Source organism: Aeromonas sp. FDAARGOS 1408 (assembly GCF_019048665.1).
GTDB lineage: Bacteria > Pseudomonadota > Gammaproteobacteria > Enterobacterales > Aeromonadaceae > Aeromonas > Aeromonas dhakensis.
Map to the genome: position 1 here is coordinate 1,836,614 of NZ_CP077394.1, position 26,482 is coordinate 1,863,095.

The following is a 26,482-nucleotide window of genomic DNA, read 5'->3' on the forward strand; positions in this document are numbered from 1 at the left end:
GTCCTTATTACTTGGTAACAATTGACTCTATACTCGAACTCACTGAGACAACGTCACGGAGGATCCATGTTTACATCTCACTCCGCCACCATCCTGATTGTCGACGATTCCCCCGAGAATCTGATGGTGCTGACCGACCTGCTCTCCTCCACCTACCGGGTGCTCGCGGCCCAGAGCGGAGAGAAGTGCCTGCGCATCGCCACCGGCAAGATCACACCGGACCTCATCCTGCTGGATGTGATGATGCCTGGCATGGACGGCTACGAGGTGCTCAAGCAGTTGCGTCTCAACGGGCAAACCAGCCGCATCCCGGTCGTGCTGCTCACCGCCCTCGCCGATCCCCAGAGCGAAGAGTACGGCCTGTCGCTGGGAGCCGCCGACTACATCACCAAACCCATCAAACCCGCCATCGTCCAGGCCAGGGTACGCACCCAGCTGGAGGCCAAGCAGGCCCGCGACGGTCTGCAGAACCAGAATGCCGCGCTGGAAGCCGAAGTGGCACGGCGCATGGCGGAAAATGATCTGACCCAGCAGGTCTCCATCCGCGCCCTCGCCCATCTGGCGGAGATCCGCGATCCCGAAACCGGCAATCACATCCTGCGCACCCAGGGCTATGTCAAACAACTGGCCAGCGAGCTGTCGACCCATCCCCGCTTTGCCGAGACCCTGACCCCCCGCTACATCGACCTGCTGAGCCGCTCGGCCCCGCTGCACGACATCGGCAAGGTGGGCATACCGGATCAGATCCTGCTAAAACCGGGCAAGCTGACGCCCGAGGAGTGGCAGATCATGCGCACCCACGCCAAGCTCGGCAGCGATGCCATCGAGGAGGCAGAACGGGACATCGATCAGCCACTGGTATTTCTCACCCTGGCCAAGGAGATCGCCCACTGGCACCACGAGAAGTGGGACGGCAGCGGCTATCCGGACGGTCTGAAGGGAGACGCCATTCCACTCTCGGCCCGCTTGATGGCATTGGCGGATGTGTTCGACGCCCTCATCAACGTGCGGGTCTACAAGGCGGCCATGCCCTATGACGAGGCGCGCGCCCTGATCCTCTCCGGCAGCGGCCAGCATTTCGACCCGGACGTGGTGACCGCCTTTGACAGCCACTTCGACGAGTTCATCGCCATCGCCGAGCGTTACAAGGACGACAACGAGGTCCCTCATGGCTGAACGGCCGCCCTTGACCCGGGCCCATGTACTCAATGTGGTGCTCACCTATGCCGCCGTGGCGAGCCTGTGGATCCTGCTCTCCGACAAGGCGGTGGAGTGGCTGTTCAGCACCCCGGCGCAATTTGCACTGGCCAGTACCATCAAGGGGTGGCTGTTCATTGTCATCACCGCCACCCTGCTCTACGCCATGCTGCGCCGGCGCATCGATCAGCCCACCGTCAGCAGCACGCCATCGAGGCGCCAACTGCTTCCCTTTGTGCTGTTCAATGGCCTCATCATCGCCCTGACCGCCATGGCCATCGCCCAGAACATCAATCTGACCCAGGACAAGGAGGCGACCCGGCTCGAGACCATCGCCGACCTCAAAGGCAAGCGCATCACCGAGTGGCTCAACTCCCGCGAATTCGACGCCCATATCCTGCTGGAAAACCCGCTCTATGGCGCCCTCTATCGCGAAGCCCAGACCAGCCATGCCGGCCAGGCCGACCTGATGGCCAGGCTCGATGAGTTTCTCTCCATCCGCCGTTTCAGCGCCGCCACCGTGCTGGCGCCGAGTGGCGAGGTGCTGTGGCAGACGCAGGGGGCCAGCGGCCTCAACCGCGCGCTGCGCAATGTCCTGACCAGTGTCAGCGCCGGGCGTATCACCCGGGTGGGCCCCTACCTGGACGAGCAAGGGCATGCCCGGCTCGATTTCATCGCCCCCCTGCCGGTGACCGACGGCAAGCCCCCCCTGATCGTGCTGCAGATCAGCAGCAGCGATCCCCTCAACAGCATTCTCAAGACCTGGCCGGTACCGGACAGCAGCGGCGAGGCCCTGCTGTTTCGCCGCAACGGCGAGCAGATCCAGTTCATCAATGACGTTCGCTATCGTCCGGACTCGGCCCTCACCCTGCAGTTGCCGGCCAGCAGCAAGGAGCTGCTGGCGGCCCAGTACCTGCGCCATGATCACGACGCCCAGGACAAAGCGATCTTCTTTGGCCGGGACTATCGCAACGTGCCGGTGTTTGGCACCGCCCGTCCGGTGCTGGGCACCGACTGGTATCTGCTGGCCAAGATAGACGAGGCGGAGCTCAACCGCGCGGTATTGAAAGAGAGCATCTGGATCGGGCTCATCGGCCTGCTTGCCCTCTTTATTACCAATGCGGGCATAGTGCTGCTGCGCCAGCACACCCGACTGCAGATGGCCGAGCAGGTTCGCCAGTCCCAGGCTGGCCGGCTGCAGGCGCTGCAACTGCTCTCCGCCATCGCCGACAGCTCGGAAGACGCCATCTTCGCCAAGGATCTGGAGGGCAAGTACATCCTGTTCAACCGCGCAGCCAGCCAGTTCGTCGGCAAGTCGGCCAGCGAGATGCTGGGCCAGGATGACACTGCCATCTTTCCCCCCGATCAGGCGCGCATGCTGATGGAGATTGGCCGCCAGGTGATTGCCAGCAACCGGGTGCAGACCCAGGAGGAGTTTCTGACCCTGCCAGGCGGCGAGCGGGTGTTTCTCGCCACCAAGGGGCCGCTGCAGGGCAGCGATGGCGAGGTGATCGGTATCTTTGGCATCTCCCGCGACATCACGGATTTCAAGCGGGCCGAAGCGGGCCTGCGCGAACGTGAAGGGCTGTTCCGCGCCCTGGTGGAGCAATCCCTGGCCGGCATCTACATCATTCAGCAGGGTCAGCTCTGCTACATCAACCCAGGTTTTGCCCGCCTGTTCGGCTACGGCTCGACCGCGGCGCTGCTGAAGATTGGCTCCCTGCCAGCCCTGGCCAGTGCCAAGGACAGCGCCAGAGTGGCCGAACAGCTTCAGCGCTGCGAGCAGGAAGACAGCGAGATCCACACCCGCTTCACCGCCCTGCATCACGATCACCAGAACATCGAGATGGAGCTGTACGGCCGGCGTGTCGACTACCGTGGCCAGCCCGCCGTGCTCGGCCTCTTGCTGGACATCACGGAGCGGGAGCAGGTCGAACAGGCCCTGACCCGTCAGGCGAGCGAACTGCGCCAGCAAAACAACGAGCTGGAGCGGTTCAACAAGGTGATGGTGGACAGGGAGCTCGCCATGCTGGCCCTCAAGCACAAGATCAATGAGTTGTCGCTCCAGCTCGGAGAGCAGCCCCCCTATCCGCAGGCCCCCACTCCGCCGGAAGAGTCCCTATGATGAACTGGTCTTCGCTGTGGCATCTTCGCCCCACCAAACAGCGCTGGGGCGTCTGCCTGCTGGCACTGCTGCTGCCCGTCCTGATGCTGCAGATCCGGGTCCAGCTGCCCATCGCCTTTGGCGAGCGCCCCCTGCTGGTGCTGTTCATGCTGCCCATCATCGTCTGTGCCCTGCTGGGGGGCCTGCTGCCCGGTCTGCTCTGCACCCTGATGAGCGGCCTGCTCACGGCCTACTTCGTGTTGCTCCCGGTCCACGAGCTGCGCATCGGCTCCGGCCAGGATCTGGTGCAGTGGGGCATTCTGGAGGTCAACGGCATCCTCATCAGCCTGCTGAGCGCCGCGGTGCACCACTCCCGCAGCCGGGAGACCCAGCGTTGGCAAGAGCTGGCAAGCATCCAGTCCCGTCTGCAACAGAGCGAAACCCGCTTCCAGGCCACCTTCGAACAGGCGGCGGTCGGCATTGCCCTGGTCGCCCCCGACGGCAAGTGGCTGCGGGTCAACCAGCGGCTGTGCGACATGGTGGGCTATCAGGCCGACGAGCTGATGGGAATGACCTTTCAGCAGATCACCCACCCGGACGATCTCTTCATCGACCAGACCTATGTGACCCAGATGCTGGCCGGCGAACGCCAGCAGTACACCCTGGAGAAGCGCTACCTGCGCAAGGGGGGAGAGATCCTCTGGATCACCCTGACGGTGGCGCTGGTCAAAAACCTCAAGGGGGAGCCCGACTACTTCATCTCGGTGATCGAGGACAACCAGCAGCGCAAGGAGGCGGAGGAGGCCCTGCGCCGCAACGAGGGGATCCTGCGTGAATCCCAGCACCTGGCCAAGATCGGCAACTGGCGCTGGCACATCGCCGATGACAGCCACTTCTGGTCGCCGGAGATCTACCGCATTTATGGCCGCGATCCCTCCCTGCCCCCTGCCATCTACCCCGAAGTGAAGAAGTATTTCACCCAGGAGGGGTGGCGAACCATTGCCCAGTCGGTCGAACGTTGCCTGCAGGATGGTCAACCCTACGAGTGCGACGCCGAGGTGATCCACGATCAGGGTGAGCCAGCCTGGATCATCGCCCGGGGGGCGGCGCTTCGAGACAGCGAGGGGACCATAGTCGAGCTTTATGGCACGGTACAGGACATCACGGAGCGCAAACTGGCAGAGCAGCAGTTGCTGCACAACCAGCAGATAGCGCTCGATACCCAGCGCCGCGCCCGACTGGCGGCGCTCAATCTGATGGATGACGCCATCAGCGCCCGCATCCGCGCCGAGACCACCAGCAGCGCCCTGCGCGAGAGTGAACAACGGTTGCTGCTGGCCCAGGAGGGGGCGCACATCGGGATCTGGGAGTGGAACATCCAGAGTGGTCGCCTCTACTTCTCCCCCGAGTGCGCCCGCCTCTATGGCCGCAGCGCCGAGCAGCTCGGCGAGATCCACACCTGGCAGCGCTGCCTGCACCCGGACGACAAGCCACGCATCGACAAGCTGCTGGCAGACCTCCCCGCCGGCGGCAAGCCGGTCGAACTCGAGTTCCGGATCCTGCTGCCCAATGGCGAGGTGCGCTGGCTCAGCAGCAAGGGCAGCGTCTATCGGGATGCCCAGCAGCGCCCGCTGCGCCTGCTCGGCATCCATCTGGACATCACAGAGCGCAAACTGGCCGAGCAGCAGCTGCGCCAGCTGTCGCTCGCGCTGGAGCAGAGTCCGGACGGCGTCTTCATCACCGATACCCAGGCCCGCATCGAGTATGTCAACGTCGCCTTCCTGACCAACAGCGGCTACCAGCAGAGCGAAGTGATCGGCCAGACCCCGACCCTGCTGCGCTCCGGCCTCACCCCCAGGGCCACCTATATCGCCCTGTGGGACGCCATCAAGCACGGCCAGCGCTGGCACGGCGAGTTCATCAACAAACGCAAGGACGGCTCCCACTATCATGTGCTGGCCACCGTCTCCCCCATCCGCCAGGAGAATGGGATCGTGACCCACTACGTGACGGTACAGGCCGACATCACCGAGAAGAAGCAGCTCGGCGAGGAGCTGGATCAATACCGCTATCACCTGGAGGAGATGGTTGACGAGCGCACCCTGCAACTGGCCCAGGCCCATCAGCGGGCGGAGAGCGCCAACCGCGCCAAGAGTGCGTTTCTGGCCAACATGAGCCACGAGATCCGCACCCCCATGAACGCCATTCTGGGACTCACCTATCTGCTCAAGCGCGACACGCCGGATCACACCCAGCAGGAGCGGCTGGAGAAGATCGACAACGCCGCCCAGCACCTGCTCACCATCATCAACGACATTCTGGATCTCTCCAAAATCGATGCCGGCAAGATGGCGCTGGAGCAAAGCGACTTCTCCCTCACCGCCATGCTGGACAACGTCAGCGCCCTGATGAGCGAGCAGGCCCGCGCCAAGGGACTCACCATCATAGTCGACATCGGCGACACCCCGGCCTGGGTGCACGGCGACATCACCCGCCTGCGTCAGGCGCTGCTCAACTACACGGCCAACGCCATCAAGTTCACCGAGCAGGGCTCGGTCACCCTGCGGGTACGACCGGAGCGCCAGCTTGGCAGCGACTATCTGCTGCGCTTCGAGGTGGAAGACACCGGCATCGGCATCAGTCCGGAACAGGCCGAGAAGCTGTTCCAGGCCTTCGAGCAGGCGGACGTCTCCACCACCCGCAAATATGGCGGCACCGGGCTGGGGCTCGCCATCACCAGCCGGCTTGCCACCCTGATGGGCGGGGATGTGGGGGTCAGCAGCACCCTTGGCAAGGGCAGCTGCTTCTGGTTTACCGCCCGCCTTTCGGCAGGAGTGGGCGAGCCGCAACAGCCCGCCCGGCTGGAGCAGACGGTGCAGCAGGCGCTCTTTTTCGCCAACCATGCCAGGGTGCTGCTGGTGGAGGACAACGCCATCAACCGCGAGGTGGTGCTGGAGCTGCTCGGCAACAGCGGCCTGGTCATAGAGACGGCGGTGAACGGCCAGGAGGCGCTGGCACGCGTCAGTCAGCACCCCTTCGATCTCATCCTGATGGACATACAGATGCCGCTGATGGATGGCTACAGCGCCACCCGCGCCATCCGGGCGCTGCCGGGCTGGGATAAGGTGCCCATTCTGGCGCTCACCGCCAGCGCCTTCGAAGAGGACAGAAGGGCCTGCGAGTCCGCCGGCATGAACGACTTCATCGCCAAACCGGTCACCCCGACCCGCCTGTTTGCGGCGCTGCAACAGTGGCTGCCCAACAGCTCAGCCGCCAAACCTGGTTATCAACGCCGGGCCAACGATCTGCTGATCGGCCCCCTCGCCCGCCTGCAAGGGGTGCCCGGGCTCGACCTGCAGCAAGGGCTGGCGGTGTTGCAGGGCAACCAGAACAAGTACGTGACCCTGCTGCGCCACTTCGCCAGCGAACACAGTCTGGACATGCAACAGCTGGCCGCTCAGCTGCAAACCGGTGACAAGCCCGCCGCCACCCGGCTGGTTCACACCCTGCGCGGGGTGGCCAGCACCCTGGGGCTGGTCGAGCTGGCCGCGCTCTGTCAGCAGCTGGAGCAGGCCCTTGCCAAAGGGAATCCGGCCCCGGCCGAGCTGATGATGCCCATCGAGCGCCACCTCTCGGAATTGCTCAACCTGCTGGGAGAGGAGGAGCGCCTGATCCCCGCCACCTCGGCCCCCCTTGGCGGCCAGTGGCAACAACCGCTGCTGCGTCAGATGGAAGATTTGCTGCTGCAAAGCGACACCGCTGTGCTGCCGCTGTTCGAGCAGTATGCCGCCCCCCTGATGCTCACGCTGGGCGCCCAAGGCGAGACGCTGGCACGCCAGCTCAAGGTGTTCGACTTTGATGGGGCTCTGCTCACTCTGCGGGCACTGCTGGCAACGGATGATGCTCATGGGGAACCCCTGGCACGCCAGCCCGATGGCAGCAAGGGATCCCAGGGGGCCAACAGGGCGGATAAAGGGTTGAATCACTGAATAAAGTCGTGCATATAGTGGTGTTCCCCCGCGTGAAAACACCGTCCGGATCCGGTCTTTTCTCCCGTACAGGAACCCGCTGTTAAAGCATGCCATTGACATTTTTTCACTCGCCACCGTGCCCCAAGGCCCGTTGGCAACAACGTTAGTTTTAACAGTGCTTTACATGGAGCAACGAGCATGTTGTCAAAGCGTATTATCCCCTGCCTCGACGTCAAAGATGGCGTGGTGGTCAAGGGAGTGCAGTTTCGTAATCACGAGGTGATGGGCGGCATCGTCGAGCTGGCCCGCCGCTACGCCAGCGAGGGGGCCGACGAGCTGGTGTTTTACGACATCACCGCCTCGAGCGATGAGCGGGTGGTGGACAAGAGCTGGGTGAGCCGGGTTGCCGAGGTCATCGATATCCCCTTCTGCGTCGCCGGTGGCATCAAGAGCGTCGAGGATGCCCGCCAGATCCTGGAATTCGGGGCCGACAAGGTCTCCATCAACTCGCCGGCACTGGCCGATCCCACCCTCATCACCCGCCTGGCCGAGCGCTTCGGCGTGCAGTGCGTGGTGGTGGGCATCGACTCCTATTTTGATGCGCAGAGCGGTCACTATCAGGTCAAGCAGTTTACCGGCGACGAGAGCCGCACCCGCACCACCGCCTGGCATACCCTGGATTGGGTGCAGGAGGCACAAAAGCGTGGCGCCGGTGAAATCGTGCTGAACGTGATGAACCAGGACGGCATGCGCCAGGGCTATGATCTCGAGCAGCTCAAGCTGGTGCGTGCCGTCTGCAAGGTGCCGCTGATTGCCTCCGGCGGCGCCGGTGCCATGGAGCACTTTCGTGATGCCTTCACCCTCGCCGACGTGGACGGGGCGCTGGCCGCCTCCGTGTTCCACAAAGGCCTTATCCCCATTCCCGAACTGAAACGCTGGCTGAAAACCGAAGGAGTCGCCATCCGTGAATAATCAAGCTGTAAACAACGACGTATCGCTGGCTGAGCGCCTGGACTGGGCGAAATGTGACGGCATGATCCCCGCCATCGTCCAGCATGCCGCCAGCGGCGAAGTGCTGATGCAGGGTTTTATGACCCGGGAAGCCCTGGATAAAACCCTGGCGACCGGCCAGGTCACCTTCTTCAGCCGCAGCAAGCAGCGCCTCTGGACCAAGGGGGAGAGCTCGGGCCATGTGCTTCAGCTGGTCGCCATCACCACCGACTGCGATCAGGACTCCCTGCTGATCGCCGCCAACCCCGTCGGTCCCACCTGCCATCTGGGCAACCCCTCCTGCTTCGACGGCCACCCCGTGCCGCCGCTTGGCTTCCTGGCCGAGCTCGAGCAGATCCTGGCAGCACGCAAAGGCGCGGATCCGGCCACCAGCTACACCGCCAGCCTCTATGGCAAGGGCACCAAGCGCATCGCCCAGAAGGTGGGTGAAGAGGGTGTCGAAGTGGCGCTGGCCGCCATGGCCAAGGATCGGGAGGAACTTATCAACGAATCCGCCGATCTGCTCTACCACCTGACAGTCTTGCTGCAAAACGAAGGGCTGGCGTTGAAGGATGTGGTACAGCGGCTTTATGAGCGCCACAACAAATAAGCAAAAAAAATAAACGGGCTGATAGCCCGTTTATTCATTCATCCCCAAGGTGAGTAAATCATGATACTCTGCCAAATCACAGCAAGATGTTTTATTAACCAATTTGATTACTGCTCTTTGTAGATTATATGATGCTTCGTGAAACATTACTTCAGACTCAAGCTGACCACTAAGAAAAACAGCATTTTGATTATCGTTTAGCACTGTAGAATAGACCCACACAAAATAATCAAAAACATCAATTGAAGACTCAATACTTTGACACCTTTGGTCTAAAAAAGAAAGATTCAAAGTAACTTGTATTTTTTTCAGAAAAGCAACATCAAAGTCATTAACCCATGTTGACCAAGAAAAACTTGCACTATTACTCTGGGGTAATGAATTCCGAACTAACTCAGCATCCATGAATGCTAAATTATACACATCCTTCTTTCTTATATAAAGACAGTACATTACAATCAAAAATACAATATCAATACTCTTCTTCAGGTTAGAAATGATAGCAACTAAATTGGATATCATTCTATTCATGTCTCTTACTGACATTCCAAAAGCACTCGAAATTTCAGCAATTATTTTGGCGATCTGTTCTTTTGAGAGTCTTGGATATAGAACACTCTCAGTTGGCAGCCAAATATCATCTCCGTACAGAGCAAGCCTTGAGCTTGCCATTTGCTCTCTTGGACTTCTTTTTAAGGTTTTCTGGCTATCAAAAAATCGTTCAAAGTATTTCTTTCCGTCAAACCCTTCTCCATAGATAGACTTCACTGCATGTTGTAGTTGCTCGGTATCCGTTGCTAGGACAAACACCACCCCAGGGATCTCGAATATATGCTTGATCGTTTCCAGCATTTCTACCGCATAGGAAGGGCGACAACGGTCAAGCTCATCAATCAAGATAAATGCGGGATAATCGAGTTTCTTCTCACTTAAACCCACAGCCCCCTCGACCCATTGTCGTATCTCTGTTTTGAGATACTGAATAGATTCATAACGCTCCTTGTGATTGCTGCAAAGCGTATCAACCAGCTTGTCTGCGTCTTCTCCTTCCATAGAAAAGTCACCATCTTCCAGTCCAGCTTTTTTAATGGCTGACTTGAGTACTAATTTCCCACCAATTTTTAACAATCCTAAAAGCTTTGATTTAATGCCATCAGGTACGGCAAGCTTATCTCCCGCAGCATCTCTCAGTTGTTCGATAATCGATGAGATCACCGTCAGCAAGGGGTCATCAGAAAAGTCCTGCTGCCAGGCATCGATATAGACGGTGGGATAGTGCTGCTTCAGCTCCATATACCAGCGCTTGATAAACCAGGTTTTGCCTGCCCCCCATTCGGCATTGAGGTTCAACACATAGTTGCGCTGTTTGCCCTCTGTCGCCAGATAATTGGTCAGAAATTCGGCATAGCGAGCGCGATCCAGTCGATCTCCTGCGAGAGTATCCTGCACTCCTTCAATGGTACCCGGGCCACTCCATGCAATGGAGTTTTCCCAATTAAATTCTGCACGCGTCATAATATTTCCCTGCCTCGATATTGAGCAGGATATTACCAGAGTGAGCCTCGAAAGAGTTTGATGGACATAGAAGTTTGGCGCCATATTGCTCCAGGCAGAATGGCACCAACTTAAAACTTGGGATAAGAGTAGCTAGCTCCTACCCCAGCTGCTGGCGCAGCATAAATTTCTGCACCTTGCCGGTGGAGGTTTTCGGCAGCGGGGTAAAGATGATGCGCTTGGGGGCCTTGAAATGGGCCATCTGCTCGCGGCAAAACGCAATCAGCTCGGCCTGGCTGAGTTCGCGCCCCTCCTTGAGCTTGACGAAGGCGCAAGGCACCTCCCCCCACTTCTCGTCCGGCATGGCGATCACCGCCACCTCGTCTACATCGGGATGGCGATAGAGCACGTCCTCCACCTCCAGGCTGGAGATGTTCTCCCCGCCGGAGATGATGATGTCCTTGGATCTGTCCTTGATCTCCACATAACCGTCCGGGTGCCACACCGCCAGATCGCCGCTGCGAAACCACCCCTCCGCCATCGCCTCGGCGCTGGCGGAGGGGTTCTTGAGATAGCCCTTCATCACCACATTGCCGCGCAGCACGATTTCGCCCATGGTCTTGCCATCCTGGGGGACCGGCTCGCCGCTGACCGGATTGATGACCCGCATCTCTCCCTGCAGCGGTGAGGCTACCCCCTGGCGTGCTTTCAGACGCGACAGTGTGGTGGCATCCTGCCCCTGCCAGCTTCTTTGCGGCTCGCACAGCACGCAGGGACCATAGGTTTCGGTCAGACCGTAGACGTGGGTCACGGCGATCCCCATCGCCTCCATGCCGGCGATCACGGTGGCGGGGGGCGCCGCCCCTGCCGTCATCGCCTTGATGGGGTGGTCTAGCCCGCGTTTGAGGGCCGGATCGGCGTTGTTCAGCATGTTGAGTACGATGGGGGCGGCGCAAAAATGAGTCACCTTGTGCTCGTGCAGCGCCTCATAGATGGCCGCCGCCTGCACATGGCGCAGGCAGACGCTCACCCCGGCCGTCGCCGCCAGGGTCCAGGGGAAGCACCAGCCGTTGCAGTGAAACATCGGCAGAGTCCAGAGATAGACGCTGTGCTTGGGCAGCTCCCAGGAGAGCACGTTGTTGACCGCATTGAGGTGGGCGCCGCGGTGGTGATAGACCACCCCCTTGGGGTTGCCGGTAGTGCCGGAGGTGTAGTTAAGCGAAATCGCCTGCCACTCATCTTGCGGCAGCCAGCCGGGCTCATCCCCATTGCCCTTGGCAAGAAACCCCTCATAGGTGAGCTCGCTTATCATCTCCCCTTGCTGATAGAGGGGATCGTCGATGGCTATCAGCAGCGGCTGGTTCTCGACAAGTGCCAACGCCTTTTGCACCAGGGCGCCAAACTCCCGGTCCACCAGCACCACCTTGCTCTGGGCATGCTGGAAGATAAAGGCCATCGACTCGGCATCGAGCCGGGTGTTGATGGTGTTGAGCACGGCGCCGCTCATGGGCACCCCGAAATGAGCCTCGAACATGGCCGGGGTATTGGGGGCAACGATGGAGACGGTATCCCCCTCGCCGATGCCATGCAAACGAAGGGCCGAGGCTAGCTGGCGGCAGCGTCGCTCGGTCTGGGCCCAGCTCTGGCGCAGGGGGCCGTGGATCAGCGCCGGATAGTCGGGGTAGACCCGGGCGGCCCGCCCCAGAAAGCTGATGGGGGTCAGCGCCTCATAATTGGCGGGATTTTTTTCCAGATCGCGCTGATAGATGTTCTGCTCTGTCATCGGGTTCCTTCCTCGCAGGTAGCAAAAGCGGTGCGCTCCCGGGAGCGCCGGCAACCATCCTCTGGCGTCCTGCCAGAGGGTGCTCGTATCGGGGATCACAGCCTAGCGCGAGGTGATGGCCACAGGTATTAGCAAAACGTCTTAGAGGCGCGGTGCTGGCGACGCCAATCTGACCGAGCAGCATGTCGGTGCCTGTTTTTTCAGTGACAAATCTCGACGGCCAATATCCTCGGCATAAAACCCGGCAAATAATGAATATGCTGATGTTGGCATGCAAGCTGGCCATAGCTGGTTGCAGGCTTGCCGATATCGATATATTTACAAACAATGCCAGCTGGATATTTATGGCATAAGCAAGCGTATCGGTTTATTGCCAACAAATTAATGGCAAACTTCTCATGAAATATATTTTGTGACGGCTTCCATAAAGCAGGCCCGCAGCGCTGTTCATGCTTCCCCTCGGCGGGTTATGGTTTCTCGGTGAAACAATCTACCGGATGTTCAATATCAGGCCAGATTTCTCGCCATACGATGCGCCACAACCAGTGAGTTTACGCACTCCCGCTGCATGACGAAGGAACCCTATCGACCCGATATTCCGCCGAGCCCGAACCTGCTTTATCGAGGAGCATTTTATGTGTGCCGAGCCGAATACCCAGACCAGCAGACAATTTCCCACCGCGTTTACCATCTTGTTTTTGATCATGTTGTTGGCCATCGCCCTCACCTGGATAATTCCGGCAGGCGCCTATGCCAAGCTCTCTTATAATGCCGCCAGCCATATGCTGACCATCAACACGCCACAAGGGGAAACCCGGCGAGTGCCCGCCACTCAGGATGAGCTGACCAGACTCGATATCAATATCGGGGTGGAGCAGTTCGTCAACGGCACCATCCGCAAACCCATCGCCATCCCCGGTACCTATGAGCGGCTGGCCCAGGCGCCGAAGGGACTCTCCGACGTGGCGGTGAGCATGGTCAAGGGCACCATAGAGGGGGCCGACATCATCGTCTTCATCCTGGTGCTGGGGGGCCTTATCGGCGTCATCAACAAGACCGGCGCCTTCAATGCCGGACTGGTGGCGCTGTCGCGCAAGACCCGCGGCAACGAGTTCCTGTTTGTGGCGCTGGTCTGCTTTGTGATGGCGCTGGGGGGCACCACCTGCGGACTGGAGGAGGAGGCCGTCGCCTTCTATCCCATCCTGGTGCCCATCTTTCTGGCGCTCGGCTATGACGCCATCGTCTGCGTGGGGGCCATCTTCCTCGCCGCCTCCATGGGCACCACCTTCTCCACCATCAACCCCTTCTCGGTGGTGATCGCCTCCAACGCCGCTGGCATCCCCTTTACCGAGGGGCTGAGCTTTCGCGCCGCCGGCTGTCTGGTGGGCACCCTGGTGGTGATCGGTTATCTCTACTGGTATTGCAAGAAGATCAAGGCCAACCCGGCCTTCTCCTACACCTATGAGGACAGAGAGAGCTTTCGGGCCCGCTTCCTGAAAGAGGGCTCCCTCGATGAAGGGGTCCCCTTCACCCTGCGCCGCAAGATCATCCTGACCCTGTTCATCCTCGCCTTCCCCCTGATGGTGTGGGGCGTTTCCATGGCTGGCTGGTGGTTCCCGCAGATGGCGGCCTCCTTCCTGGCCGTCGCCATCGTCATCATCCTTATCTCCGGCCTCAAGGAGAAAGAGGCTGTCGAGGCCTTCACCCAGGGGGCGTCCGAGCTGGTGGCAGTGTCGCTCATCATCGGGCTGGCGCGGGGGGTCAACCTGGTGCTGGATCAGGGGATGATCTCGGACACCATTTTGGCCTATGCCTCCAGTCTGGTGGCCGGCATGCACGGCGCCGTGTTTGCGGTGGCCCAGATGCTGGTGTTCACCCTGCTGGGGTTGGTGGTGCCCTCCTCCTCGGGGCTGGCGGTACTCTCCATGCCCATCATGGCGCCGCTGGCGGATACCGTGATGATCCCGCGCTACATAGTGGTGTCGGCCTACAACTGGGGGCAATACGCCATGCTGTTCCTGGCCCCCACCGGGCTGGTGCTGGTCACCCTGCAGATGCTCGGCATCCAGTTCAACCAATGGGTCAGGTTCGTGCTGCCCATGGTGGGCTTCGTGCTGGGCTTCGGCGCCCTGATGCTGGTGGCGCAGGTGATGCTAATCTAGGGCACATGGCCCCCGCCTAGGCGGGGGTCATGCCTTATCCAGGGTGCAGATCTGGGGGAACTAGTGGCGCACCCTGTGCTGCTGGCGAAAACAGAAGAGCTTGAGGCTGATGTCGGCTATGTCGGCGGGCAGCTCCTGCGCCGTCTCACAGAGGGGTTGATAGAGGGAGTCCAGCAGCCGCTGGGCTTGTTCCCGGGTGATGATGCCGGCCTGCACGGCCGGTTGTATCCATCTTGGCAGCATCGACATATGAACCCCCTTGCTGACCGGATGACCGCAGCCGAATCTGGCCTGACTGCGGGTGGCGACCTGCCGGCTCACATTGCTGCGAGCCGCCAGAGACACGCGATTGATCCTCTCTGCCAACAGAGCAAGCATAATGCTTGCCGTGATCTGTTATCGGCCGCCAATCCTCCCGGCAACAGTGATTTATCAAGCGATTGGCGCCCCCTGACCGGTCCTTGTTGGCGGCAAGGCCCCCCTTGTTTGCCACTGCGCCAGCCGGCTGGTGGCAGGAGCTTGACGCAAAATGGGAAAATAGGCCCAGCTGAATCGCAAAATGCTACTCGCAGATCGCTTTTTCTCCCTTCATTCGCCCTTTGTCGCCAAAGCCCGACACCTTTTTGGCGAGGCACTTTTCGGTGCAGTCAGGGGCTGTCGTGCCCGCACGGGCTTTGCCTTGTGCCTCCTTGCCCTTGTGCCAAGATGAGCGCAAGCAAGAGACGCATCCCGTGATGCATTTGAGGAGAAGAGAAAATGAACAAATCCATGTTGGCAGGAGTCGGGATCGGTGTGGCCTCTGCGCTGGCCTTGTCAGCCGCCGCCAGCGGATCCCTGTTTTCATCACAGCCTCAGTTCGCCGAAGTGCTGGCCAGCAAAGCGGTGACCGAGACCATCAAGACCCCCCGTCAGGAGTGTCGCAACGTCACCGTGACCCACCGCAAACCGGTGCAGGACGAGCACAAGATCCTGGGTACCGTGGTCGGCGCGGCGCTGGGCGGCGTGCTCGGCAACCAGTTCGGTGGCGGCAACGGCAAGAAGGTGGCGACCGCCGCAGGTGCCGTGGCAGGCGGTTATGCCGGCAACCAGGTGCAGGGCAACATGCAGGCCGGTGATACTTACACCACCACAGAGCAGCGCTGCAAGACGGTGCAGGAGAGCAGCTCCCGCACCCTGGGCTATGACGTCACCTACCGCCTCGCCGGTCAGGAAGGGGTGATCCGCATGAACAAGGCCCCCGGCGCCACCATCCCGGTAAAGGATGGCAAGCTGGTGATCGACGGCCCCCAGAGCGGCAGCTGATCCCGTCAGCTGGTCCCGCTCAGAGGCCCATCCTGGTGATGGGCCTCGCTGTTTTTGCCGCTCTTGGCCGACAACAGAAACAAAAAAAGGGGCCCGCAGGCCCCTTTCTTATTGCTCAATCATCCTCAGTGGCGACCGAAGGGCCACCAGGACTTGTCGTTGTCCAGAATGTCGACCCGGGTCTCCTGCAGGTTGCCCGGTTGGCCACCCTGCAGCGCCGCCAGGCTCACCTTGAACTGCTCGGTCGGCTCGACAAACCAGTCATCGATGATCAGCACCTTGACCGACTTGCTGCCCCCCTCGCCCGCGGCCCAGCTCACGGTCTGGCTGAACCAGGGCAGGAAATCCAGCCCCCAGCGCGCCGTGACCCCGTCAAGGGCCACCCGGGCCCGGGCCGGCTTGCTCAGATCGCCGCTGCGCACCAGCGGGATCTCGGCAAACCACTGCCCCTCGTTCACCGTCAGGCTGGCACGCGCCAGCGAGATGGTGGACGGCGCCAGCTTGTCCTTGATGGTCACCAGGGTCTGGTGCTGATCGCCCAAGGTCGCGCCGCTCGCATCAAACAGCTCCAGGGTAAAGGTCTCGTCCCCCTCGTGCAGGGTGTCGCTCTTCACCGGGATGCTGATGGTCTGGCTGTCGCTCTGCCCGGCGGCCCAGTGCAGGGTGCCGGTGAGCGGCGCCACGTCGCTTGCGTCCGCGCTGCCGTAGGCAATGCGATAACTCACGCTGGCCTCCCCATAGCTGCCGTCGCGGCGCGCCACGCTCAGGGTCAGGGTGTTGCCCTCCTCCACGTTCGCAGCAGCGCTCTCGAGGCTCAATACCCCGGCGGGCGGCAGCGGATACTGGATGGCCACCAGCACGGGATCGTGATCCGAGGCGCTGAAGGGCCCTTCGGATTTCGCCAGCTGGCCGCTGTACTTGCTGCCGTACTCGAAGAAGTTGCTCTCGGCGGAGTTGATGTGCCAATCCTCGATGCCGATCACCTTGGCAGCGAGGCTCGGGTTTGCTAGGGCGTGATCCAGGTTGCCGAGCTCCCCTTCGTAGCTGTAGGAGTAGGTGTCGGTGCCGTGGAAGCGGGTGTTGAGGTTCACCAGGCCATACCCCTTGCCAAGGGCGCTGCCGCTCTCCTCGAAGGGCTGGCCCGCCAAGGTGGTGAAGGAGGCGCTCATGATCTGGCGCGATTGGGCGGCCGGATCATAGTCGGTCAGCACCCGGATGGGATCCTCCATGCCGTAGGCGTTCATGTCGCCGATCAGCAGCAGATCCCCGGCCAGATCCTTGAGGCTCTCTCCCAGCACCTTGGCGGCAGAGACCCGCAGCGCGTTGCAGTGGCCCTGGCCATCGAGGGGATCGGCAGTGGCGTAGTCGGGGTAATCCTCGAAACAGGCGGAGCCCTTGGACTTGAGGTGGTTGACCACCAGGGTCAGCGGCGCATCCCCCTTGGGCGAGCTGAAGCGCTGCACCAGCGACTCGCGCATCCCCTGATTGATGGTCACCGGCTTGCCGCTGGCGTCCACCGCCTCGGCCTGCTGCACCGGCAGCGCGATAAGGCTGGCGGCCCCCTCCGGGGTCACCTTGGCGGGCCGGTAGATAAGCCCCACCGTGATGGCATCGGTGCCGATGGGCTTGCCATCCGGCGAGGCAATCCAGCGGTAGTGATCCGCCTCGTCCGGCAGGGCCGCGTTGAGGGCCGCCACCAGGTTGGCGATGGCGGAGTTGTCGCCGTAGCCGTTGTTCTCTATCTCCATCAGCCCCACCACGTCGGCGTTGAGACGGGTGATGGCGCTGACGATCTTGGTGCGCTGCAACTCGAATTCCGCCACCGTCAAGGCGCCCCGGTTGCTGCCGGTGGGGTTGGCATCGCCCCCCACGACCGTGGTGAAGAAGTTGAGCACGTTGAAGCTGGCGACCCGCAGATCCCCCGCCTCGGCAAGCTCAGGGGTTTCCACCCGATCCCAGCCGCTGTGATCTATCTGGCTTGCATCGATGCGGTTGCTGGCCACCAACCTGAACAGGTTGTAGGAGTAGCCAAGCGCACCCTCCAGCCCGTTGAGCTTGTCGCCGATGCGCAGGTAACCATCCTCGGCGTTGAAGCCGGGGAACCAGGGCAGCACACCGTCCGGCGCCTTGGCGTCGGTCTCCACCACCAGCTGGTTCTGCTGGTTGCGAAGGGCCCAGTTGCTCGCCTCCTCGCTCATGGCGGCAAACTTCTGGGTCGACTTGATAAGCGGCGCGCCATAAGAGAGCACCAGGTTGTTGCGCTTGCCGTCGTAATCGAAGCTGAAGTTGCGGGTCACCACCAGGCTGGATTCCGGCACCAGCCGCACCTGCATCCCCTCGTGACGCTCCAGCAGCTGGTTCAGGCTCTCCCCCGCCACCGGCAGCAGATCCACCGCAGCCGGCACAGTCCCTTGCGGCCGAGTCACCACCAGCTCGTCGGCGTTGATCTGGGTCTGGTTGAAATACTCTTTCACCTTGCCCGAGACGCACACCTCGGCCCCCGGCACGATGGCGGCGTTGGCCTTAGTGCTGTAGACGAAGAGGCCGTCGGAGGTGGCCGGATCGCCGTCCCCCTGCTCATCCTGGATGAAGAAGCCCTTGTAGAGGCCGCTCACCACCTGAGTCACCACGCCGCGGGTGGCATAGGCCTGCTCCGATTCAAACTTGCCGGCCGGCACCAGGGGGCTGCTGTTGCCGGGGCCCTGAATGGCGGGCACCGGCACCAGGCTGTCCACCGGGCAGACGAAGGCGGGCGGCTGGGAGCCATCGCAGGGACCATCGCCGCTGCAACCCAGGCCACTGGCGTCATCTTTCGGGGCGGCCACGTATTCGAGCGCCGGATCGAAGGGGGCGGTTGCATCAGTCCGGCCGGTGGTGACGGTGGCCTTGCGGCGCAGGGTCATGTCCAGGGTCGAGACGTTGCCCGACACCCAGGCCGTACCCGGATCCACCCCCACCTGGCCGAAACTGTCGATTATCTCGCTGCCTCGGTAGAGCACCAAGGCATCGTCACCGTTGAACACCAGGTTGCCGCTGGTGCGGTTGGCCTTGGCCAGGATCTCGCTGCTGGCGGAGGGGTTGGCCAGCACCAAAGTGGCCCCCGGGGCCAGGGTGCCTTGCAGCGCCAGGCTGTTGGTGGGGGATTCGCTGATGGGTTTGCCGTTGGCGTAGAGCGCCAACCGGTATTGGGAGAGATCGACGGCGTCGCTGCCGAGGTTGCTCAGCTCCACCGCCTTGTTGTTGCCCGAGCCTTCCAGGTATTCGCTGATGAGCAGCTGTGCCTGTGCCGGTCCCGCCAGCGCCAGCCCGACGGCCAGCGCTACCAGAGAGTGTCTTCCTGACATGCCAGTTTCCTTTTCTTTTTGACGTTATGTTTTGCGCCCCGCCAGGCGGGCCGCAGCACCTTGTTACGATTCTGATTGCGCATCATGGCGGCCTCGGCCAACCACGGCGCCTACTCTGCCCGTTTCGGCGCAGGGCCGCCGCGAGCTGGCTAACAATTACAGAAAAATGTTGCGGTCACGTGACGAAAAAGGGGCTTTTTTTCAGCCCCCTTGCCGTTATTTTCCGTTATTTCCCGCCCACCGGTATTTGCTGCCGCCAATATGCAAAAGAGGCGCACAAGATGGCGACACAAGTTGACATAGTGCGTAAAAACAGTCGCTTGCCATTTCCAGACCGCTGCGCGGACCAGGCTGCTTATTATTTGTACTGACAGCCCGGCAGTGCAGTATGCTTGTTCCCCAGTGCCCGCCCGAAATAACGGGATGCGTGTTTGACCGGCGGGGTGAAAATAACCCTCCCGGCATATTTCAGGCGCTGTCATATCAGCACCGAACGACGGTTTGCGAGGCTAATCGAGGGGCGACCCCATCACCCCTTGCAGCACTTCTTCACCGCCCGCACCACGTTCTGGTAACCGGTGCAGCGGCACAGATTCCCCGACAGGCCGCGGCGGATCTCCGCATCAGTTAAGGGTCGGCGATCTGTCTTGTCGAGCAGGGCGGCGCTTGCCATCACGAGGCCCGGGGTGCAAAAACCGCACTGCACCGCCCCCTCGTCGATAAAGGCCTGCTGCACGTCGGAGAGCTCATTGCCCTGCCGCTCCCCCTCCACGGTGCGAATGGATTTGCCATCGGCCCACACCGCCAGATAGAGGCAGCTATCGATAGCCGTGCCATCCACCCGCACGGTACAGGCGCCGCACTCGCCGACGCTGCACCCCTCTTTCACGCTGATCAGCCCCTGCCCGCGCAGGAAGTGAAGCAGCGACATGGTGGGCGGCACAGCATAGGAGTAAGGCTTGCCGTTGATCTCACACTGGATCGCAACAGTGGGACAGCTTTGCGGTTGCATCATAGGATCTTGCCTCCGGCACGTTCGACGGCGCAGGCGATCACCCGCTGCGCCAGGGTTTTGATCAGGTGCAGGCGAAACTCTTTTTCTGCCCGCCAGGAGGAGCGCGGCGCCACATCGGCCACCACCGCCTCGGCAATGGCCGCCAGCGTCGCCCGGGTCAGCGGTTGCCCCTCGGCCGCCGCTTCGGCGTGGGGCGTGCGCACCGGCGTCGGGGCCGCCACCCCGTAGGCCAGCCGCAGGCGCTTGAAGTGACCATCCTCAATCTGGCAGTAGGCGGCGCAGCCTATGGTGGCGATGTCCATGGCGCCCCGCATGGCGTACTTGAAGTAGTGGGAGCCCACCTGGGGGTGCGCGTCCGGGGTAAAGTGAAACGCTACCAGGACTTCCGCCGGTTGCAGCGCCACCTTGCCCGGGCCGGTGTGAAAACCGGCGATGGGGATGCGGCGCGTGCCATCGGGGCCGGCGATCTCCAGCTCTGCTTCCAGCGCCACGGTGGGCGCCGCCGAGTCGGCACTGGTGGCGCCGTTGCAGATGTTGCCGCCATAGGTGGCGACGTTGCGGATCTGCGGACCCGCAATGGTGGCGGCCGCTTCCGCCAGCATCGGCAGGCGGCGCTGCACCAGCTCGTTTTCGATGAGCTCGGTAAAGGTGGTGCCAGAGCCGATGCGAATAGCGCCGTCGGCCAGCTCGCTCACCCCCTTGAGTTCCGGCAAGTCGTGAATATCGACGATATGACGATAGGCGGCGTTGAGGTGATGGAGCTGGATCATCACATCGGTGCCACCGGCCAAGAGACGCGCTTCGGGGTCGGCCTGGCGCAGAGCGACCGCCTCGGCCACGCTGTGGGCCTTGTAGTAACGGGCAATATCAAACATGGCGTTGCTCCTCCCCTGATCCCTCGCCAATCAAACCCGCCGCGACAAACTCCCGGAACAGGGTCTTGGGGGTGATGGGCAGCTCGTTGATGGCGACCCCGGTCGCCATGCGGATGGCGTTACGGATCGCCGGGCCCGGCGAGATGATGGGCGGTTCCCCTAGGGATTTGTGACCATAGACCGACTGGGGCTCGTAGGTCTGCACGAAATCGCATTCGAGATCGGGCAAGTCCAGCATGGTGGGGAACTTGTAGTCGAGCAGGTTGGGGTTGCGCACCACGCCGGTTTTGGTGTCGATGATCATCTCTTCGAACAGGGACCAGCCGATCCCCATCCCCATGCCGCCGTGCACCTGCCCCTGTGCCAGCTGCGGGTTGAGGATCTTGCCCGCATCGTGCAGGTTGAGGATGCGGTTGATGGTCACCTTGCAGAGATCGATGTCGACGCTGAGATCGACGAAGGTGCAGCCAAAGCTCGGCGGGTTGGTAGTGGTCTTGTGGGAAACCTCGGAAGTGATCTGGCCGCCGATGGTGAGGTGGTAGTAGGCGTTGACCGACACCTCGGCGACGCTGATGAGCACCTTGTCCGGCGCGCCGGCCAGCACCACGTAACCGTCGATCAGGGTGAGCGATCCCACATCCTGATGGCAGAGCTGGGCCGCCAGCGAAAGGATACGGGCCCGCAGCTGCAGCGCAGCCTGATGGATGGCGGGGGCCGCCACATAGCTCTGGCGCGAGGCGAACGAGCCCGGATCGTAGGCGGTGATGTCGGTATCCTGGGTCGAAATGACCCGGATCTGCTCAAACGGAATGCCTAAGGTCTGGGCCGCCATCTGGGCAAAGACGGTGTCCGATCCCTGCCCTATCTCGGTGGCGCCGATCTGCAGATTGACGGTGCCATCCTGATTGAGCAGCATGCGGGCGCCGGCAATTTCGACCCCCACCGGATAGGTGTTGGATCCATAACTGAAACAGGCCACCCCGATACCGCGCCGTACCCGACTCGCCGGATCCTGCGCCAGACACTCGGCCTTGAGCCGTTCCCACTGGAACTGCTCGCCACCCCGACGCAGACACTCGGGCAAACCCGCACTGTAGATGGTCTTCTGGTTGACCTGATTGACATCCCCCTCGCGGGCCACGTTGGCGATGCGCACCGCAAGCGGATCCAGACCCAGCTCGGCGCAGGCATCGTCCAGCATGCATTCGAGGGCAAACACCACCTGTGGCGCGCCGTAACCGCGCATGGCACCGGCGGTGGGCAGGTTGCTGTAGAAGGTTTTGGCGTCATAGCCAAAGGCGCTGCGCGGATAGAGGTAGCTTATCTTGTTGGCGCCGGCGCTGGCGATGGAGTGGCCGTGGGAGGCATAGCCGCCGGTGTTGGAGAGCACGTCCAGTTGATACCCCTTGAGGGTGCCATCCCGGCTGATGCCAAGGGTGCCGTCGATGGCAAAGCCATGGCGGGTACGAGAAGCAAAGAAACACTCCTCCCGGCTCAAGGTCACCTTGACCGGCACGCCGCCGAGCTGGTAGCTCAGAAACGCCGCCATCGGCTCTTCCAGCACATCCTGCTTGTTGCCAAAACCGCCGCCCATGTAGGGCTTGATCACCCGCACGCTCGACCAGGGCAGGCCGAGGGACTTGGCTACCCGGCTGCGCACAATCTGGGGGATCTGGGTGCTGGTGACGACGATGATGTGGTCCGGCTGATCCATGTAGGCGTAGCAGGTCACCGTCTCCAGATGACAGTGCTGCACCACCGGCGTCTGGTAGTGCCCCTTGAACTGCAAGTCGGCCGCGGCGATGGCCTGCTCCGGCTCACCCGCCCGGATCTGGCTCTGGCGCAGCAGGTTGCCGGTCGGGTGGATGGGATAAGCCCCCTCGGCCAGGGCACTGGCCGCATCCGTCATCACCGGCAGCGGCTCGTAGGTCACCTTGACCAGGGCGGCGGCCTTCTCGGCGACCAGCGGATCGCGGGCCACCACGATGGCGACGCCATCGCCGAAGTGACGTACATGGTCGGTGAGCAGACGCCGGTCTTTCACGTCCCGCTTGGTCTCATCGAGGGACCAGGCGTGACCGGCGGTGCGAAAACAGGTGGTGGGCACATCCTCATGGGTGAACACGGCTTCGACCCCGTGCAGGGCCAGCGCCTCGCTGGCGTCGATGGTGAGCACCTTGCCGTGGGCGATGTTGCTTCGCACGTATTTGGCGTGGCGCATGCCGAGCATGATGTTGTCGTCGGTGTAACGGGCGCTACCGGTCACCTTGGCCTCGGCATCCACCCGCTTGAGCGGTAATCCTATGGACATATGCAAGTCCTTTGTCAGGCAGAAAAATCAGAACCGGTATAAAAAACAGCAAGATATGCGCCCGTTTCCGGCACCTCGGGCCAACCGGGGGGCAAAGGCGGCGAGCAAAGGGAAGAAGTGTGAAGAAGATCCCATCCGGCGCCCATCAGGCTCTCCGTCATGGCCGTGGCCAGTCCCGCAGCAGCAGTCCATGGAGGGCTCGGCAGCGCAATTGCCGGGCGGCGTTATCAATCTGGTAAGCCCCGTTATCAAAATGGTATGAGTTCGATTTGCAGGGCGGGGCCGGCCAAGAGAGGCTGGCCCCGCGATAAAGAAGGACGCGATGCGGACTAGATGGCCCAGCCGCCGGCGTAGAAGAGCACCAGCGCCAGGGCGATGATGACGGTGCCGACGTTGAGCTTGCGCCACTCCTTCGAGCAGATGCGGCCGATCACCAGGGCGCTGAAGCCCAGCATGATGCCGGTGACGATGTTGCAGGTGAGCACGATAAAGACCGCGCACAGCAGGCCGGACATGGCCCCGACAAAGTCATCGAAGTCGAGTCTGGCGACGTTGCTCAGCATCAGCAGCCCCACGTACATCAGCGCCGGTGCGGTGGCATAGGCCGGCACCAGGTAGGAGAGCGGCGAGAGGAACAACATCAGCAGGAACAAGACCCCCACCACGGTGGCGGTGAGGCCGGTCTTGCCCCCTGCCGCCGTGCCCGCCGCCGATTCGATGTAGACGGCGGCCGGCGCGGCCCCCACCAGACCGGAGAAGATGCTGCTGATGGAGTCGGCGCTGAGCGCCTTGCCGCTGTTGATGATGTGGCCGTCCTTGTCCAGCAGGTTGGCCTGCCCCGCCACGGCGCGAATGGTGCCGGTGGCATCAAACACCGCCGTCATCACCAGCGCCAGCACACTTGGCAGCACCAGCGGCGAGAGCGCCCCCATGATGTCCAGGCTGAAGATGAGGGACTTGCCCTGCTCGTCGGCGAGGCTCGGCATGGCGAACAGCCCCTGGTACTTGACCGCCGGATCGAAGATGAGGCCGAAAATGGAGATGGCGATGATCACCAGCAGGATCCCGCCCGGAACTTTAAGCTTCTCCAGCCCGACGATGACCGCCAGCCCGATGAGAGACATGATGACCGGCATAGAGGTAAAGGCCCCCAGCGCCACCGGCAGCCCCTCCAGCGGGTTCTTGATCACCAGCCCCACCCCGTTGGCGGCGATCAGCAGCAGGAAGAGCCCGATGCCGATACCGGTGCCGTGGGCGATCCCCATCGGCAGGTTGTCGAGGATCCAGCTGCGCACCCCGGTCACCGAGATGGCGGTAAACAGCACCCCCATCAGAAAGACGGCGCCGAGCGCCACCGGGATGGAGATCTGCTGCCCCAGCACCAGGCTGAAGGCGGTAAAGGCGGTGAGCGAGATGGCGCAGCCGATGGCCATCGGCAGCTTGGCCCAGAGCCCCATCAGCAGCGAACCAAAACCCGCTACCAGACAGGTGGCCACGAACACGGCGCCGGGGGGAAAGCCCGCCTTGCCGAGCATGCTGGGCACCACGATCACCGAATAGACCATGGCGAGGAAGGTGGTGAGCCCCGCCAGCACCTCCTGGCGCACGTTGCTGCCTCGCTCGCTGATCATGAAGTAGCGATCTAGTGCGCCGCCGGCGGGCTGTCGTCCCGCCGCCGCCCCCTTGTCCGCAACTGCCCCGTCCATCTCGTTTATCCTGTTTGTCTGGCTCATGGCCGACTCCTTCCTGCATCCCTGAATGTGTCGTGTCGAAATGGCGGTCGGTGCCGTGGATCTCTGCTGCCACGGTCGCCGGCATCATGGGGTTGGCAGACAAGGCAAACGTTTAACTTGCCGTCTAAAAAAAACCGGGCCATTTCACCTGCTGTGGCGGGGCAAGCGCCTCGCCTGTCGTGCGGCGCAGGCACCACGCTGGCCCCTGCTGCCGTGTTCCCGGGGCGAGCATGCCCGCCCCACTCCTTTGAAAACCGGATCAGCCCCGTTCGTGCACCAGCTGACCATCCACATAGGTGCGGTAGATGGATCTGTCATCCCCCAGGGTCAGCAGCACGAACAGCTTGTCGCGCAAGGTGGTGGAGTTGTCGTAGCGCAGCTGCTGCAGCGGGGTGGCGACCGGGTCGAGCACCACGAAGTCCGCCTCTTTGCCCACCGCGAAGCTGCCGATCTGCTCGTCCAGCCCCAGCGCATGGGCGCCGCCCAGGGTCGCCAGGTAGAAGGCCTGATAGGCCGAGAGGCGCTCGCCCTGCAACTGCATCACCTTGTAGGCCTCGTTGAGGGTCTGCAGCATGTTGAAGGTGGTGCCGGCGCCGATGTCGGTGCCCATCCCCACCTTCACCTGCTTGTGCCACGCCTTGTGCAGCTTGAAGAGGCCACTGCCGAGATACAGATTGGAGGTGGGACAAAACGCGATGGTGGAGCCGGTCTCTTTCAGGCAATCCCACTCCTGTTCTTCCAGATGGACGCAGTGGGCAAACACGCAGTTGTGGCCGGTCAGCCCGTGCTGGTGATAGACGTCGAGATAGCCCTGATGCTCTGGGAAGAGGGATTTTACCCAGGCTATCTCGTCCTTGTTCTCGCACAGGTGGGTGTGCAGATAGGTGGTCGGGTACTCTTCGCGCAGTCGTCTCGCCATCGCCAGCTGCGCCGGGGTCGAGGTGGGGGCGAAGCGCGGCGTGATGGCGTAGAGCAAGCGACCGTTGCCGTGCCAGCGCTCGATGAGCGCCTTGCTCTGCGCATAGCTGCTCTCGGCAGTATCGAGCAGATAATCTGGGGCATTGCGATCCATCATCACCTTGCCGGCGATCATCCGCATGTTGATGCGGCTGGCCGCCTCGAACAGGGCATCCACCGATTCGGGGTGGACGGTGCCAAACACCAGCGCCGTGGTGGTGCCGTTTCGCAGCAGCTGCTTGATGAAGAAGGTGGACATCTCGCGGGCGTACTCGAGATCGTTGTAGCGCCGCTCGGCCGGGAAGGTGTGGCGGTTGAGCCACTCCAGCAGCTGCTCGCCATAGGCCCCCACCATCTCGCTTTGCGGATAGTGGATGTGGGTGTCGACAAAGCCCGGCACTATCATCTTGCCGCGATAATCCCGCACCCGTACCTGGGCCGGAATACGATCACGGCCCTCCTCCCACTGGCCGAACCAGTCGATGCAGCCGTTGCGGATGATCAGCAGGCCATCTTCGATGAGGCGGGCATTGGGTTCTATCTCCTCGGGCTGGCCCACCACCCGGGTGATGTCAAAGAAGCTGCCGCGCACCGCCTTGACGGAGTTGTCGTTTTTCATCTCTCAATTCCCTCT

The 26,482-nt window shown here is 61.9% G+C and carries 16 protein-coding genes; 7 read left to right on the forward strand and 9 right to left on the reverse strand.

Annotated elements, in window-relative coordinates:
• Positions 1 to 66 precede the first annotated feature (66 nt).
• The 5 genes from I6L38_RS08645 to hisIE all read left to right on the forward strand — a co-directional run bounded on the left by I6L38_RS08645 (position 67) and on the right by hisIE (position 8,872).
• Positions 67 to 1,176, forward strand: coding sequence for a two-component system response regulator (locus I6L38_RS08645; RefSeq protein WP_043171376.1), 1,110 nt, complete (start codon positions 67 to 69; stop codon positions 1,174 to 1,176).
• Positions 1,169 to 3,322 carry a PAS domain S-box protein gene (locus tag I6L38_RS08650; protein ID WP_216989401.1) on the forward strand — a complete coding sequence of 718 codons (2,154 nt, stop codon included), beginning with the start codon at positions 1,169 to 1,171 and terminating at the stop codon, positions 3,320 to 3,322. Before I6L38_RS08645 ends, I6L38_RS08650 begins: the two co-directional genes overlap by 8 nt.
• Positions 3,319 to 7,290, forward strand: a complete 3,972-nt coding sequence (locus I6L38_RS08655; protein WP_216989402.1) for a PAS domain S-box protein — start codon at positions 3,319 to 3,321, stop codon at positions 7,288 to 7,290. Before I6L38_RS08650 ends, I6L38_RS08655 begins: the two co-directional genes overlap by 4 nt.
• Before the next feature lie 180 nt (positions 7,291 to 7,470).
• The gene (hisF, locus tag I6L38_RS08660) at positions 7,471 to 8,244 is read left to right on the forward strand and encodes an imidazole glycerol phosphate synthase subunit HisF (protein WP_010633929.1); all 774 of its coding nucleotides are present in this window, start codon (positions 7,471 to 7,473) and stop codon (positions 8,242 to 8,244) included.
• Positions 8,237 to 8,872 carry a bifunctional phosphoribosyl-AMP cyclohydrolase/phosphoribosyl-ATP diphosphatase HisIE gene (hisIE, locus tag I6L38_RS08665; protein ID WP_043171379.1) on the forward strand — a complete coding sequence of 212 codons (636 nt, stop codon included), beginning with the start codon at positions 8,237 to 8,239 and terminating at the stop codon, positions 8,870 to 8,872. The genes hisF and hisIE overlap by 8 nt, the downstream gene beginning before the upstream one ends.
• Positions 8,873 to 8,902: 30 nt before the next feature.
• On the opposite strand, the gene I6L38_RS08670 is transcribed toward hisIE, so the two are convergent.
• A complete protein-coding gene (locus tag I6L38_RS08670) occupies positions 8,903 to 10,387 on the reverse strand; it encodes a P-loop NTPase fold protein (RefSeq protein WP_080760985.1) in 1,485 nt (494 codons plus the stop codon).
• A 139-nt stretch (positions 10,388 to 10,526) separates the two neighbouring features.
• Positions 10,527 to 12,149 (reverse strand): acyl-CoA synthetase, encoded by a 1,623-nt coding sequence (locus I6L38_RS08675; protein ID WP_216989403.1) that lies wholly within the window; start codon positions 12,147 to 12,149, stop codon positions 10,527 to 10,529.
• A gap of 635 nt (positions 12,150 to 12,784) precedes the next feature.
• Between I6L38_RS08675 and I6L38_RS08680 the strand changes: the two genes are divergently transcribed.
• Positions 12,785 to 14,311, forward strand: coding sequence for a YfcC family protein (locus I6L38_RS08680; protein WP_216989404.1), 1,527 nt, complete (start codon positions 12,785 to 12,787; stop codon positions 14,309 to 14,311).
• A gap of 60 nt (positions 14,312 to 14,371) precedes the next feature.
• On the opposite strand, the gene I6L38_RS08685 is transcribed toward I6L38_RS08680, so the two are convergent.
• A complete protein-coding gene (locus I6L38_RS08685) occupies positions 14,372 to 14,560 on the reverse strand; it encodes a hypothetical protein (RefSeq protein WP_005301113.1) in 189 nt (62 codons plus the stop codon).
• A gap of 507 nt (positions 14,561 to 15,067) precedes the next feature.
• Here I6L38_RS08685 and I6L38_RS08690 point away from each other — a divergent pair.
• Complete coding sequence (locus I6L38_RS08690) at positions 15,068 to 15,613, forward strand: glycine zipper 2TM domain-containing protein (RefSeq protein ID WP_216989405.1); 546 nt, start codon at positions 15,068 to 15,070, stop codon at positions 15,611 to 15,613.
• 125 nt (positions 15,614 to 15,738) lie between these two features.
• Here the strand turns inward: I6L38_RS08690 and I6L38_RS08695 are convergent, their stop codons facing one another.
• The 6 genes from I6L38_RS08695 to guaD form a co-directional block, all read right to left on the reverse strand.
• Positions 15,739 to 18,957, reverse strand: coding sequence for an ExeM/NucH family extracellular endonuclease (locus I6L38_RS08695; protein WP_254204197.1), 3,219 nt, complete (start codon positions 18,955 to 18,957; stop codon positions 15,739 to 15,741).
• A gap of 529 nt (positions 18,958 to 19,486) precedes the next feature.
• The gene (xdhC, locus tag I6L38_RS08700) at positions 19,487 to 19,972 is read right to left on the reverse strand and encodes a xanthine dehydrogenase iron sulfur-binding subunit XdhC (RefSeq protein WP_065017101.1); all 486 of its coding nucleotides are present in this window, start codon (positions 19,970 to 19,972) and stop codon (positions 19,487 to 19,489) included.
• The gene (gene xdhB, locus I6L38_RS08705; protein WP_201880649.1) at positions 19,969 to 20,847 is read right to left on the reverse strand and encodes a xanthine dehydrogenase FAD-binding subunit XdhB; all 879 of its coding nucleotides are present in this window, start codon (positions 20,845 to 20,847) and stop codon (positions 19,969 to 19,971) included. Before xdhB ends, xdhC begins: the two co-directional genes overlap by 4 nt.
• The gene (xdhA, locus tag I6L38_RS08710) at positions 20,840 to 23,158 is read right to left on the reverse strand and encodes a xanthine dehydrogenase molybdenum-binding subunit XdhA (RefSeq protein ID WP_216989406.1); all 2,319 of its coding nucleotides are present in this window, start codon (positions 23,156 to 23,158) and stop codon (positions 20,840 to 20,842) included. Before xdhA ends, xdhB begins: the two co-directional genes overlap by 8 nt.
• A gap of 329 nt (positions 23,159 to 23,487) precedes the next feature.
• Complete coding sequence (locus I6L38_RS08715) at positions 23,488 to 24,864, reverse strand: NCS2 family permease (RefSeq protein ID WP_011706033.1); 1,377 nt, start codon at positions 24,862 to 24,864, stop codon at positions 23,488 to 23,490.
• 286 nt (positions 24,865 to 25,150) lie between these two features.
• Entirely contained in the window at positions 25,151 to 26,467 is a 1,317-nt protein-coding gene (gene guaD, locus I6L38_RS08720) for a guanine deaminase (protein ID WP_216989407.1), read from the reverse strand.
• Between the last annotated feature and the right edge of the window lie 15 nt (positions 26,468 to 26,482).